Below are 12,783 nucleotides of genomic sequence, written 5' to 3'. Positions count from 1 at the left end.
CCGCATGACCGCGAACCGTGTCCTCTACCTGTTCGGAAGCGCCGCCCCACCCGTGCTGAACATCGCCGGCGTGGTCGAACGTGCGCAGGCGGCTGACTGGGATGTCTGCCTCGGATTGACCCCCACGGCCGCACGCTGGCTTGACGACGAGCTACCAGGGTTGGAGGAGCTGACCGGACACCCGGTGCGCAGCCGATACAAGCTGCCCTGGGAGCCGGACGTCTGGCCTCCCGCGGATGTCGCGGCCTTGGCACCCGCCACCTTCAACACGATCAACCAGTGGGCCCTGGGGATCACCGAGAAGTTCATCGTGGGATTCGTGGCCGAGGCCATCGGCAAGGGCATCCCCACCGTGACCATGCCATGCGTCAACGCCGCCTACGTCCAGCACACCCAGTTCGACACCAGCGTTGCCACGCTCCGCGCGATGGGCGTACGCGTGCTCTACGGGGAAGGCGGATTCGTGCCCAACAAGCCGGGCCAGGGCCGACCGGAGAACTATCCGTGGCACCTGGCCCTCGAAGCCGCCGCGTCAGCCGCCAGCGGGCGCGATCCCCGCGGTGCATGAGCCGCGCCCGGACAGTGCAGCCAATGGGCAGGCGAGCTCACAGCCGCCTGACGGGCACAGCACGAAACCACTAGCCCCCTGGCCTGGGGCAGGGGGCTAGCACTGGTTCCAAGGGCCCGGTCAGCCCTGCTTGGGCGCGGCCTGCTGGACGACCTCGAAGGACCACAGCGTGGAGCCGGACGCGGCGGGCTTCTGCTGGGGGGCGTCCTCGCCGCCGCGCTGGTGGGCCGCCTTCATGGGGCCCTCCATCCAGGCTTGGAAGTCCTCTTCGCTGCGCCACCTCGTGTAGACGAGGTACTGGTCGGTCCCCTCGACCGGGCGCAGCAGCTCGAACCACTCGAAGCCGTCGGAGCCCTCCACGGCCCCGGCGCGCGACGCGAAGCGCTTTTCCAGCACCTCGCGCTGTTCCTCCGGCACGGTCAGGACATTGATCTTTACGACGCTGGGCACAGGACACCTCTCACGCGGCGGGCGCCGGGTCGGCGCCCTGGTCTGGACTCTGTGCGCGCAGTCTCCTACATCCGGCGGTCAAGGGCGTGTGAAGGCCACGGTCAGTGGGTGATGACGACCTTGCCGAAGCGCGGGCCCTTCTCGAAGTGCGCGAACGCCTCCGGGGCCTGGTCGAACGGGAAGACGCGGTCGATGACGGGCCGGAGCCGGTGCCGGTCGATGGCCTTGTTCATCCGTTCGAAGTCGCTCCGGCTGCCGACGCTGATCGACCGGAGGGTCGCGGCCCGGCGGAAGAACCGCGTCACGTCCATGCCGCCGCCCGCCGCCAGATTGCCGACGAGGGCGATCTGCCCGCCGTGGGCGACGGCGTCGATGGACTGGGAGAGCGTTCCGGCGCCGCCGATCTCGACGACGCGGTCGGCGCCGCCGCCGGTGAGTTCCCGTACCCGCGTGCCCCACTCCGGTGTGCTGGTGTAGTCCACGACATCGGACGCGCCGAGGGCGCCGAGGCGTCGTGCCTTGGCGTCGCTGGACGTCGTGGCCAGGACGCGGGCGCCGGCCAGGCGGGCGAACTGGAGCGCGAAGACCGATACCCCGCCCGAGCCCTGGACCAGGAGTGCGTCCCCCGGGCCGACTCCGCTCACGGCCGACCACGCGGTGAGCGCGGCGCACGGAAGCGTGGCGGCCTCCTCGAAGGACAGCTGGTCCGGCACGGCGACCAGGCTCTGTTCGTCCAGGGCGAGGTATTCGGTGAGCCAGCCGTCGCGGTGCGTACCGCGCAACCGCCCCCACTCGGGGAACGGGCCGTACAGCCAGGCCGGATGGAAGGTGCCCACGACGCGGTCCCCGACGCGGAACCGCGAGACCCCGTCTCCGACGGCCTCCACGACGCCCGCGCCGTCGGAGAGCGGGACGCGCCCCGGCGCGATGTCGACGGAGTACCGGCCGGTGACGATGAGCAGATCGCGTGCGTTGAGGGAGCTGGCCTTCACCCGTACGAGTACTTCGCCTGCTGACGGGCTCGGCACCGGGCGCTCCGCCGAGGTGATCGGACCACCACCCGCTCCCACCTGGAATATGCGCATTTCCCACCCTTCGTTTCGTATGTCGCCTCCACGATAGGTGCGCCCGGCTGGACGATCTGTATCTTGGCGTCCACTGTTTGGCGCAGATCGTCCAGGAGGGGGCAGGGGTGACCCAAGGGAGTGGGAATGGATCCGGTTGACGACCTCCTCGCCACGATGAAGATCGAGGACGCGCGGTATGTGCGGGTGGACGCCCGTGCGCCATGGGGCATCTCGTTTCCTCCCCGGCACCTCGCCCGGCTGGTCCTGATCTCCAGCGGCTCGTGCCTGCTCGTCGCGGACACGCTCGCCGGGCCGCAACGGCTGGAGACGAACGACTGCTTCCTGGTCCGCGCGGGGGTGGGGTTCACGCTTCAGGACGCGGCGGGCAGCGAGGTCGTGGACTGCGACGGACTGGTCTCCCGGGCCCCCGGCGGCTCGGCGCGGGTCGGGGGCGGCGGTGAGCTCACGCGGATCGTCTCCACCCGGTTCGCCTTCGACTCCGTGGCGGCGGAACCGCTCTTCGCGCTCCTGCCGCCGGTGTTCCGGCTGAACCTGGACGACGCGTCCAGTCAACTCCTGCGCACCACGTTCGACCTCATCGCGCGGGAGAGCGCGGCGGGCGGGCTCGGCGGTGGCTTCATCATGAGCCGGCTGTCCGATGTGCTCTTCGTCCAGGCGCTGCGGACCTGTTGCGCGGATGTCGGCGGCGGAACCGTCGGCTGGATCGCCGCGCTGCGGGACCCGCGGCTGGCGGCTGCCATGCAGGAGTTGCACGCGGACCTGGCCCATCCGTGGACGGTCGACGAACTCGCCCGGACGGCGGGGATGTCACGCTCGGCGTTCGCCGCCCTGTTCAAGGAGAGGACGGGGGACACCCCGCTGGGCTACCTCACGGCATGGCGCATGTACCGGGTCAAGGTCCTGCTCCGCGAGACGCCGCTGAGCGTCCAGGAGATCGCCGTCCGCGTCGGATACGACACCGGCAGCGCGTTGAGCCGTGCCTTCTCGGGCAGGGAGGGCGTCACCCCCGGCGCCTGGCGGAAGCTGACGGGCCCTTGACCTGTGTGGGGCCGTCATGGCCTTGGCGCCCAGCCCTCAGCCGTGCAGCCGCAAGCCCTTCGTCACCTTGTCCACCTGGCCGCGCGGCCCGTAGACCGCGAGACCCACCAGGTTGAGCGCGTCGGCCTCGACGGCGCGGACCGTGGCGCGGTTGTCGTCCTCGTTGTCGGTGGCGAAGAGCTCCTCGGTGTAGAGGGACATCGGCAGGCCGCGGGAGAGGGCGCGGGCGTGGGTGCGGGTGAGGGCGGGGGCGTCGGCGGTGTAGACGAGGACCGGTTCGCGGAACATCGGGAGGTAGGCGTTGCCCGAGGCGTCCTCGTACGGCTTGCCGACGATCCCGTCCGTGGCGTGCGCCAGGCCGCTGGAGAGGAAGGCGGTCACATTCAGCTTCTGCCAGTCGGCGAGGTCGGAGCGGACAATGACGGCGATCTTGGTGTCGAAGCGCATGCCGTCACTCTCGCCACTGCCGCGACCTGCGGTCTTGAACGCTCGTGCGCCACGGCACAATGGATCCGTGAGCGCCGTCGGAGAAGGGGAGCGGGGCCGGGAGGACTGGGCCCGGTACTGGCGCGATCCCGACCGGCCCGTGGAGGCCATGCACGCGCACTTCTTCAGCCATCGGTTCCATCCCCACAGCCATGACACCTACTCCTTCGCGGTGACCGAGGTCGGCGCCCAGCGCTTCCGGTGCCGGGGCGCGCTGCGCACCAGCGGGGCGGGGATGGTGATGGTCTTCAATCCCGACGATCCGCACGACGGGGAGGCGGCCGCCGAGCTCGGTTACAAGTACCGCATCGTCCACATAGGTCCCGATGTGGTGCGGAACGTCCTCGCTGATGTGGCCGACAGCGCGGACGGCCGGGCGGCGCTGCCGCTGTTCGACCGGCCCGTGGTGTCCGATCCCCTGCTGCCCCGCGCCCTGCTGCGGCTGCACACCGCCCTGGTCGGCGGCGCCGGTCCGCTGGTGCGGGACGAGCGGCTGACCGCGGCCGTCGGGGCGATGGTGCGGCGCGGAGCCACCGGGCCGCTGTACACCCGGGAGCTTCCGGACGGGAGCGGCGAGCAGGTCCGGGCGGCGCGGCGGGCCAGGGCGCTGCTGGAGGAGGCGTACGCCGAGGAGATACCGGCGGTGCGGCTCGCGGAGGCCGCCGGGTGCAGCCGCTTCGCGCTCTACCGGGCGTTCCGCGCCGCGTACGGGATGGCGCCGAGCGACTTCCAGCGCCAGCTCCGGCTGCGCCGGGCGCGCGGGCTGCTGGTGGCGGGCAGCAGTGCGGCGGAGGCCGCGGCCCAGGCCGGGTTCGCCGACCAGAGCCACTTCCACCGCTGGTTCGTGCGGTGCTTCGGAGTGACGCCGGGAACATTTCAGCGCGCGGCGAGTCCCGATTCGCGGCACACCCCGCGGCCCTGATGAAATTGGCCCGGACCATACGGACCCATACGGACCCACGCGGACCGCAAGGACCCTGCCAAAGCCTGACATCTTTCGGACAACCCCGGACGACAGTCAGGTGAAGAGGGGGTGTTCGGCGTCTGAGTAGTGGGCTCAGTAGGGTCTCCAAACATCCGGGACAGATGAAGAGGGCGAGTGGGGGAGCGGCACGGCGTGGCGAACGTGGAGCGGAGCGGACTGGGGAGAAGCCCGGACACGGGGCCGGCCCCCGGTGCCGTAGGGGCGCGGACGTCACGGACCAGAATGGGGCTCGCGGCCCTGTGGCTCCTGGCGGGCCTGCTGGCGGTACGTCAGGCGGCGGCGGTGCTGCGGCTGCCGCCCGATGAGCGGCTGACCGACCTGGAGACCTGGATCGGCGACCAGGGCGTACTGCACGTCAGCGGGTCGCTGTACGACGGGGGCTCCTTCACCGGGACCCCGTTCTCCGGACTCGTCCTCAAACCGCTGACCCGGGCCGCCGAGCAGAGCCTCGGGGTCGCCTGGACCTTCGGCACCCTGCTGCTGGTCGTCGTCCTCGGGCTGGTCGTGGCCCGGTCGCTGCCCGGCCCGGTCTCCCGCCGCACCTCGCTGATCGCCGCACCGCTGGCCATCAGCCTGCTGGTGCTGTCGCTTCCGGTGCGCAACACCTTCACCCTCGGCCAGACCAGCATCATCCCGGTGCTCCTGGTCGTCCTCACCGTGCTGCCCAGAACCTCCGGGCGGCAGGCCGGTGTGCTCATCGGAGTGGCCGCGGCGCTCCAGCCCGCGCTGCTGCTGTTCGCCGTCGTGCTGTGGCTGATCGGACGGCGCCGGGCCGCCGCGCTCGCGGGCGCCACCTTCGCCGTGTGCACCGCGCTCGCCTGGGCGGCCATGCCGCACGACTCGTGGACGTACTGGGGGCACCACATCGGCGGCTTCGGGCTCGGCGCCCCCGCCGACAGCCTGGCCAACCAGTCGCTGCACGGGCTGCTGCTGCGCATCGGCCTCGAGGGCCCGGTGGAGCTCGCGCTGCTGGCCGTGCTCGCGGTCGCGGTCGCGGTGATCGGCCTGCGGCGCGCGGTGCGCTACGCGAGGGACGGGCAGTTGCTGCTCGCCGCCGCCATCACCGGCAGCGTGGCGCTCGCGGTCTCGCCCACCTCCTGGCAGCACCAGCAGCTATGGATCCTGCTGGCCGTGGTCGGCCGGGTGGGGCGGCGCGGCTCCGACCGGCTGGTGTGGCCGGTTCTGGTCGTCCTGGCGATGTCGCTCAACCGCACCGCGCTGCTGCCCGATATCGAGATCCTGGGGCATATCGGCTACAATGCGCCGCTGCTCGCCGCGCTCGCCGCCGCCTGTCTGGTGCCGTTCCTCCCCCGCACCTCGCCGCGGTGGGACGACCCCGAGCCGACGCCGGTCGCCGAACCGGCCAGGAGCCGCTTCGCCTGGGTGCCGCTGCTGCGCGTCCTCAAGCGGCCGCTGTCCCGCCCGAACCTGATGCTCGAGCTGATGCTGATCCGCGTCGGCTACTTCGCCTACTCGTGGATCCGCGGCCACGCCCCGGACGAGCGCAGCGTGGCCGAGGGCCATGGACACCAGGTGCTCACCCTCGAGGGCTGGCTGCACATCGACATCGAGCACTGGTTCAACGCCATCGTGGCCGACACCGGATGGCTCAAGGACTTCATGAACTGGTACTACAGCACCTTCCACTTCCTGATTCCGCTGTCCCTGCTGGGCTGGCTGTATCTGCGCCGCCCCGCGACCTACCGCTGGGCCCGCACCCCGCTGGCCTTCGCCACGCTGCTCGCCCTGGTCGGCTTCTGGCTCTACCCGCTGGCCCCGCCGCGGCTGATGGGGCTCGGGTACGTGGACACCGCCCACGGTCCGCAGGACCTGAACAACCCGGACTTCGGCGCGCTCACCAAGCTGTCCAACCAGTACGCGGCCATGCCGTCGCTGCACGTGGGGTGGTCGCTGTGGTGCGGGGTGGTCATCGCGATCGTGGCGCCGTACGTCTGGGCGAAGGTGCTCGGCATCCTGTATCCGCTGCTGACCACGGCGGTCATCGTGGGCACCGCGAACCACTATGTGCTGGACGCGATCGGCGGCGCGGTCATCGTCACGGCCGGGTTCGCGCTGCAGTACGTGTTCCTCGGCGTGGGCAGGCGCCCGCACGAGGAGGCGCCACCGCTGTCGGCGACGATGGGCGCCGCCGTCGCCCGGGCCAGGGGCCTGGTCCCCGGGCTGGTACGGCAGCGCGGCGGACAGCACGACGACGCCGAGCCCGCGGAGCGGGGCGGCCGGTCAGGGGGCGGCGAGTCCCCCGAAAAGGGGGCTGGGGCTCGCGTTGAGCGGCGTGACCAGCGGGTCTAGCGTGGTGAGAAGGGGGCGCGAAGGCGTGAAAACGCGTTAAACGGGGGGATCCGGGAATCGAGACGGGGAGCGGGGCCCCGACCGAGGAGGGATCGAGGATGTCCCTGGTGAAGGCAGTAACCGCGGCGGTCGCGATGGGCGCGTCGATGGCCATGGCGACCCCCGCGGTCGCCGCGCCGCCGCACCCCTTCGTCTTCGTCCACGACGGGTTCCAGCCCGCGTCGCAGGCGAAGACCGCCGGTGCGGTGACGTACGACAAGTCGCTGGTGCCGACGTCGGCGTCGGTGTTCGTCGCGGAGGCGCGGCTGGGCGGCAAGGGCATGGAGAAGTACCACGAAGGTGGGGAGCACGGCCACCACTGGATGCACAAGGGCACGTTCGTGTTCATCAGCGTGCGTGGCCTCGCGGCCGATCACCACTTCGGGGTCCACGTCCACACGAAGCCGTGTGGCACCAAGCCCGACTCGTCGGGGCCGCACTACCAGAACACGAAGGACCCCAAGCAGCCCTCGACCAACCCGAAGTACGCCAACCCGCACAACGAGGTGTGGCTGGACCTCACCACCAAGGGCAACGGCAAGGGCTGGGCCAAGTCCTGGGTGAAGTGGAACTTCCGGTCCGGTGAGGCCCGTTCGGTGGTGATCCACAAGCATGCGACGGACACCACGTCGGGCAAGGCCGGGCAGGCCGGCGCCCGGGTGGCGTGTGTGAACGTGCCGTTCAAGTAGCGGCGTGCCGTTCACATGGCGGCGGTCGGGGCGTCGGCGGCATTCCGCGGCGTCCCCGGCGCTCGGCGGTGGGCGGCAGGGCTCACGGCGGCAGCAGTCCGCCCTCCACCGATGCGTCTCTGATCTCCTCGTACAGCGCCCGTAGCGTCTCGCTGACGGCGATCCGCGGCAGGTGCAGCCGGTCCAGCGCCTCCGCGTCCACCGGGGCGTTGGTGTCCGTGGCCACGTCGCCCCACCCCTGCCCGGTCAGGCACCGCATCAGCGCGGGGTTGAGCCGGTCCACCCCGCGCACCAGGCACGCCTCGGGCGTACGGCCCTCCTCGTACTCCCGCCACAGCGCCAGGAGTTCGGCCCCGAGCGGCGCGGGGAGCGAGGCGAAGCGCGGGGGCTCGCCGCCCGCGGCGCCCCGCTCCACCGCGTCCATCTCGACGAGGTCGTGCATCAGGCACAGCTTGAGCATCTTGGTGAGGTCGAGCCGCTGCCCGGCCTCGCGCTCGAACTCGGCGTGCAGGATCCAGCACACCATCGCCAGGTGCCAGGAGTGCTCCGCGACGCTCTCCTTGCGCTCCGGGGTGGCGTTGTTGGCGCGCTCGATCTCACGGAGGCGGGCGGTGAGGGCTATGAAGTCGAAGAGTCTTCGACGCTCGCCCGCCGCGCCGTGCGGGCCGTACATCTCGCTCATGGCGGTCAGTGTGCCCCCGCCCGGTGGGTTGTGGGACTCCTGGCGCGGCACGAACAGCTCACGCTTACGCGTACGTCACCCTGAGCTCCTTGATCCCGTTCAGCCAGGCCGAGCGCAGCCGCCGGGGCTCACCCGCGAGCCGGATGTCCGGGAGGGTGTCCGCGATGGCGTGGAAGATCAGCCGGATCTCCAGCTCCGCCAGGCTCTTGCCGAGGCAGAAGTGCGGTCCGCCGCCGCCGAAGCCGAGGTGGGGGTTGGGGTCGCGGGTGATGTCGAAGACCTCGGGGCGGTCGAAGACCTCGGGGTCGTTGTTGGCGGAGGAGTAGAAGACGCCGACCCGCTGCCCCGCCGCGACGCGCTGCCCGCCGAGTTCGGTGTCCTGGGTGGCGGTGCGCTGGAAGGACATCACGGGGGTGGCCCAGCGCACGATCTCGTCGGCGGCGGTGGCGGGGCGCTCGGCCTTGAACAGCTCCCACTGGTCGGGGTGGGTGAGGAAGGCGTGCATCCCGTGGCTGATGGCGTTGCGCGTGGTCTCGTTGCCGGCGACGGCGAGCAGCAGCACGAAGAAGCCGAACTCGTCCGAGCCCAGATTGCCCTCGTCCTCGGCGGCCACCAGCCGGCTGACGATGTCCTTGGCCGGGCACGCCTTGCGGTCGGCGGCGAGGTTCATGGAGTACGAGATCAGCTCCATGGCCGACTCGGCGCCGATCTCCTCGGTGATGGCCAGCTCCGGGTCGTCGTACGCGACCATCTTGTTGGACCAGTCGAAGATCTTGGACCGGTCCTGCTGGGGGATGCCGATGAGTTCGGCGATCGCCTGCAGCGGCAGTTCGCAGGCCACATCGGTGACGAAGTCCCCGCTGCCGCTCTCCCTGGCCCCGGTCACGATGCGGGTGGCGCGGTCGCGCAGGGCGTCCTCGAGGGCGCGGATGGCGCGCGGGGTGAAGCCGCGCTGGACGATCTGGCGGACCCGGGTGTGCTCGGGCGGGTCCATGTTCAGCATGATCAGCTTCTGGACGTCGATCTGATCGCGCTGGATGTGCTCGTTGAAGCGGATGATCGCGGTGTTGGCGTGGGAGGAGAAGATCTCCGGCCGGGTGGAGACCTCCTTGACATCGGCATGACGGGTGATGGCCCAGTAGCCGTCGTCGTCGAATCCGGCCACGCCGTGTGGCTGGGGGATCCAGCACACGGGCGCCGTCTGCCGCAGCCGGGCGAGCTCCGGGAGTGGCACCCGATGCTGATGGAGGTCGGGGTCGGTGAGGTCAAAGCCTTCGGGGAGCGCTGGGCAGGACATCGGCCACTCCAGAGATCTGACGGCCTATCAGAAGTGTCCGCAAGGTAGTAACGGGTTCTACAAGTAGCAAGAGAAATCGCGGCCATTGTTTCGGAGGGTCGGCGCCCCTCATGGTCCGCTCAACCCCTGCACAACCCTTGCGCCGCCGGGCCGGACCTCAGCAGACTGAGCTGAAGAACTAGAACGCGTACTAGTTCTGACTGCGGGCGCTGCCGGGAGCCCCGTGGATGCGATGAGAGGACGAGACAGCCATGGCCGCCGAACCCGTCATCGTCGAAGCCGTCCGCACGCCCATCGGCAGGCGCGGAGGCGCGCTCGCCAACCTCCACCCCGCCTATCTGCTCGGCGAGACCTACCGCGAACTCCTCGCCCGCACCGGCATCCAGCCCGACTGTGTCGAGCAGATCGTCGGCGGCACGGTCACCCACGCCGGGGAGCAGTCGATGAACCCCGCGCGCACCGCCTGGCTGACGATGGGGCTGCCGTACGAGACCGCGGCGACGACGGTCGACTGTCAGTGCGGCTCCTCGCAGCAAGCCAATCATATGGTGGCCAACATGGTCGCCACCGGTGTCATCGACGTCGGCATCGGCTGCGGCGTCGAGGCCATGTCGAGGGTGCCACTGGGCAGCGGCTCCAAGCACGGCCCGGGCAAACCGTTCCCCGAGGAGTGGAACGTGGATCTGCCCAATCAGTTCCAGGCCGCCGAACGGATCGCCCGCAACCGCGGCCTGACCCGCGAGAGGGTGGACGCCCTCGGGCTGATCTCCCAGGAGCGGGCGGCACGGGCCTGGGCCGAGGAGCGGTTCAAGCGCGAGACCTTCGCGGTGCAGGTGCCCACGACGGAGGAGGAGCAGACGGCCGGCGAGGGCATGTGGCGCGCCGTCGACCGGGACGAGGGGCTGCGCGACACCAGCATGGAGGCGCTGGCCGGGCTCAAGCCCATCATGCCCACCGCCGTGCACACCGCGGGCAACTCCTCCCAGATCTCCGACGGCGCCTGCGCGGTCCTGTGGGCCTCCAAGCGCATGGCCCGCGCCCTCAAACTCCGCCCCCGCGCCCGCATCGTGGCCCAGGCCCTGGTCGGCACCGATCCGCACTTCCATCTGGACGGGCCGATCGACGCCACGAAGGCGGTCCTGGGCAAGGCCGGGATGACCTTGAAGGACATCGACCTGATCGAGATCAACGAGGCGTTCGCCTCGGTGGTGCTGTCCTGGGCGCAGGTCTTCGAGCAGAACCTGGAGAAAGTCAACGTGAACGGCGGCGCGATCGCCCTGGGGCACCCGGTGGGGGCCACGGGGGCGCGCCTGATCACGACGGCGCTGCACGAACTGGAGCGCGCGGACAAGGAGTTCGCGCTGATCACGATGTGCGCGGGCGGTGCGCTGGCCACGGGCACGATCATTCAGCGGCTGTAGTGACAGTCGAGCGCTGATCGACCGGAATCCGGGGCTTGGATTTCGGCGGTATCGATTCCTCGGCGGTGCCCCTTGGGGCGCCGCCGTTTTCGTATGCCTGGAATCGTCAATCCACGGTGACCGCCATCGCTGTAACGGGGGCTGTTTCGCATATGAGTTCATATACGACGAGCACATGAAAAGCATTTAAGGACGGCTAATCTCTGGGATGTCATCGGATTGGCCTCTTGAGGTGTTTTGCGAGGAATCGTACACCTTGTGTGGCCAGAGTCGAAGGGAAGCGACGACATGTCAGCTCGCCGAATGCTCACCGGTACGTTCCTGGGGCTGGGAGCCCTGGCCCTGGCCGCCACGGCGGTCGCCCCGGCGGCCAACGCCGCGCCCGTCCCCGTGACGAGCCTCAACTGCGACGGCGATACCTATAAGTGCACGGCCAACCTGCGGTTCGGTGACGGAAGGTGGGTCGCGCAGTGGAATGTGAACGTATTCCACCAGAGCGCGGCGAGCCATCAGCGGGCCACCCGGTCGGCGGACGCGCGGCACATCGCCGCGGCCCCGGTCCCGGTCACGACCCTCACCTGTGACGGGGACACCTACAAGTGCACCGCCGGGCTGCAGTTCGGCGACGGCAGGTGGGTCGCCCAGTGGAACGCCAATGTGTTCCACCAGGCCGTGTCCCATGCCGTGTCCGCCGCGTCGGCGAAGACGGTCAAGGCGCCGCGGGAGGCCGCCGCCCCGGTGCCGGTGACCGCCCTGAACTGCGACGGTGACACCTACAAGTGCACGGCCAACCTGCGGTTCGGGGACGGCAGGTGGGCCGCCCAGTGGGACGCCAGCGTCTTCCACCAGAACTGACGCGCCACCAGGAGTAATCAGGAACCAGGACGGAGGGCGGGCCCGGTGCGGATGACGCGCCGGGCCCGTCCGGCTATCTGTCCCCGAACGCCACCGGCGCCTCGAACGCCGCCCGGCGCGTGGCCCGGCGCAGCGCCCGCAGCACCGGTCCGCCGAGGGTGAGGGTGAGCACCATCGTGACCAGGGCGCGCGGCAGGTCCCAGCCCAGCGAGGTGGCCAGGCAGTACGCCACGAAGCGGGCGAGGTTGTCGCCGAGCGGGTCGCCGGGGACGTAGGAGATCCCCGAGGCCATGCCCTGCAGCAGGGTCCAGCCCTGGAGGTTCATGACCGTTCCGTAGGCCACGGACGCCACCGCCCCGTACCCCGCGAGCAGCAGCGCCTCCGCCCGGCCGCGCAGCCGGGCGGCGCCGGGGAGCAGCCCCGCGCCCATCGCCACCCAGCCCATCGCCAGCATCTGGAACGGCATCCACGGGCCCACCCCGCCCGTGAGCAGCGCGGACGCGAACATCGAGACGGCGCCGAGGACAAAGCCGAAACCGGGGCCCAGCACCCGTCCCGACAGCACCATCAGGAAGAACATCGGCTCGATCCCGGCCGTCCCCGCGCCCAGCGGCCGCAGGGCCGCGCCCGCCGCCGCCAGCACCCCGAGCATCGCGACGGCCTTGGCGTCCAGACCGGTGTCCGCGATGGTCGCCACGACCACGGCCAGCAGGAGCGGGAGCAGCGCGGCGAACAGCCAGGGCGCGTCGGCGGCGTGGGTGGTGATCCCGGAGTCGCCCGGTGCGAACAGCGGCCAGCCGAAGGCGACGACACCGATCGCGGAGACGAGCGCGAGCGCCGCCACGGAGCGCGGGCCGAGGCGTATGGCCTTCGTC

The 12,783-nt window shown here is 70.7% G+C and carries 13 protein-coding genes; 7 read left to right on the top strand and 6 right to left on the bottom strand.

Going from position 1 to position 12,783, the window contains the following annotated elements:
• Positions 1-4 precede the first annotated feature (4 nt).
• A complete protein-coding gene (locus IEJ02_RS02560) occupies positions 5-568 on the top strand; it encodes a flavoprotein (protein WP_191063160.1) in 564 nt (187 codons plus the stop codon).
• A 120-nt stretch (positions 569-688) separates the two neighbouring features.
• Here IEJ02_RS02560 and IEJ02_RS02555 read toward each other — a convergent pair whose 3' ends face one another.
• Together IEJ02_RS02555 and IEJ02_RS02550 are read right to left on the bottom strand one after the other, a co-directional pair.
• Positions 689-1,018, bottom strand: a complete 330-nt coding sequence (locus tag IEJ02_RS02555) for an antibiotic biosynthesis monooxygenase family protein (protein WP_086880911.1) — start codon at positions 1,016-1,018, stop codon at positions 689-691.
• A gap of 101 nt (positions 1,019-1,119) precedes the next feature.
• Positions 1,120-2,103, bottom strand: coding sequence for a zinc-dependent alcohol dehydrogenase family protein (locus IEJ02_RS02550; protein WP_191063159.1), 984 nt, complete (start codon positions 2,101-2,103; stop codon positions 1,120-1,122).
• 126 nt (positions 2,104-2,229) lie between these two features.
• Here IEJ02_RS02550 and IEJ02_RS02545 point away from each other — a divergent pair, with 126 nt between their 5' ends.
• The gene (locus IEJ02_RS02545) at positions 2,230-3,144 is read left to right on the top strand and encodes an AraC family transcriptional regulator (protein WP_191063158.1); all 915 of its coding nucleotides are present in this window, start codon (positions 2,230-2,232) and stop codon (positions 3,142-3,144) included.
• 36 nt (positions 3,145-3,180) lie between these two features.
• Here IEJ02_RS02545 and IEJ02_RS02540 read toward each other — a convergent pair whose 3' ends face one another.
• The gene (locus IEJ02_RS02540; protein ID WP_191063157.1) at positions 3,181-3,591 is read right to left on the bottom strand and encodes a DUF2000 domain-containing protein; all 411 of its coding nucleotides are present in this window, start codon (positions 3,589-3,591) and stop codon (positions 3,181-3,183) included.
• 148 nt (positions 3,592-3,739) lie between these two features.
• Between IEJ02_RS02540 and IEJ02_RS02535 the strand changes: the two genes are divergently transcribed.
• The 3 genes from IEJ02_RS02535 (at position 3,740) to IEJ02_RS02525 (ending at position 7,653) form a co-directional block, all read left to right on the top strand.
• Positions 3,740-4,552, top strand: a complete 813-nt coding sequence (locus IEJ02_RS02535; RefSeq protein ID WP_223863331.1) for an AraC family transcriptional regulator — start codon at positions 3,740-3,742, stop codon at positions 4,550-4,552.
• Between the two features lie 285 nt (positions 4,553-4,837).
• Positions 4,838-6,925, top strand: coding sequence for a bifunctional glycosyltransferase 87/phosphatase PAP2 family protein (locus IEJ02_RS02530; RefSeq protein WP_191063155.1), 2,088 nt, complete (start codon positions 4,838-4,840; stop codon positions 6,923-6,925).
• A gap of 98 nt (positions 6,926-7,023) precedes the next feature.
• The gene (locus IEJ02_RS02525) at positions 7,024-7,653 is read left to right on the top strand and encodes a superoxide dismutase family protein (RefSeq protein ID WP_191063154.1); all 630 of its coding nucleotides are present in this window, start codon (positions 7,024-7,026) and stop codon (positions 7,651-7,653) included.
• Between the two features lie 82 nt (positions 7,654-7,735).
• Here IEJ02_RS02525 and IEJ02_RS02520 read toward each other — a convergent pair whose 3' ends face one another.
• Both IEJ02_RS02520 and IEJ02_RS02515 read right to left on the bottom strand, forming a co-directional pair.
• Positions 7,736-8,335: an HD domain-containing protein gene (locus IEJ02_RS02520; protein WP_191063153.1), complete on the bottom strand. Its 600-nt coding sequence runs from the start codon at positions 8,333-8,335 to the stop codon at positions 7,736-7,738.
• A 64-nt stretch (positions 8,336-8,399) separates the two neighbouring features.
• Positions 8,400-9,632: a cytochrome P450 gene (locus tag IEJ02_RS02515; RefSeq protein ID WP_191063152.1), complete on the bottom strand. Its 1,233-nt coding sequence runs from the start codon at positions 9,630-9,632 to the stop codon at positions 8,400-8,402.
• Between the two features lie 251 nt (positions 9,633-9,883).
• Here IEJ02_RS02515 and IEJ02_RS02510 point away from each other — a divergent pair, with 251 nt between their 5' ends.
• Positions 9,884-11,053, top strand: coding sequence for a steroid 3-ketoacyl-CoA thiolase (locus IEJ02_RS02510; protein ID WP_191063151.1), 1,170 nt, complete (start codon positions 9,884-9,886; stop codon positions 11,051-11,053).
• A 288-nt stretch (positions 11,054-11,341) separates the two neighbouring features.
• A complete protein-coding gene (locus IEJ02_RS02505; protein ID WP_223863282.1) occupies positions 11,342-11,908 on the top strand; it encodes a hypothetical protein in 567 nt (188 codons plus the stop codon).
• 73 nt (positions 11,909-11,981) lie between these two features.
• On the opposite strand, the gene IEJ02_RS02500 is transcribed toward IEJ02_RS02505, so the two are convergent.
• Positions 11,982-12,773, bottom strand: a complete 792-nt coding sequence (locus IEJ02_RS02500) for an ECF transporter S component (RefSeq protein WP_137980703.1) — start codon at positions 12,771-12,773, stop codon at positions 11,982-11,984.
• Between the last annotated feature and the right edge of the window lie 10 nt (positions 12,774-12,783).

Origin of the sequence: Streptomyces sp. 5-10 (assembly GCF_014712245.1) — a bacterium.
Lineage (GTDB): Bacteria > Actinomycetota > Actinomycetes > Streptomycetales > Streptomycetaceae > Streptomyces > Streptomyces violaceusniger.
This window is presented reverse-complemented; position numbering and strand designations above follow the sequence as displayed.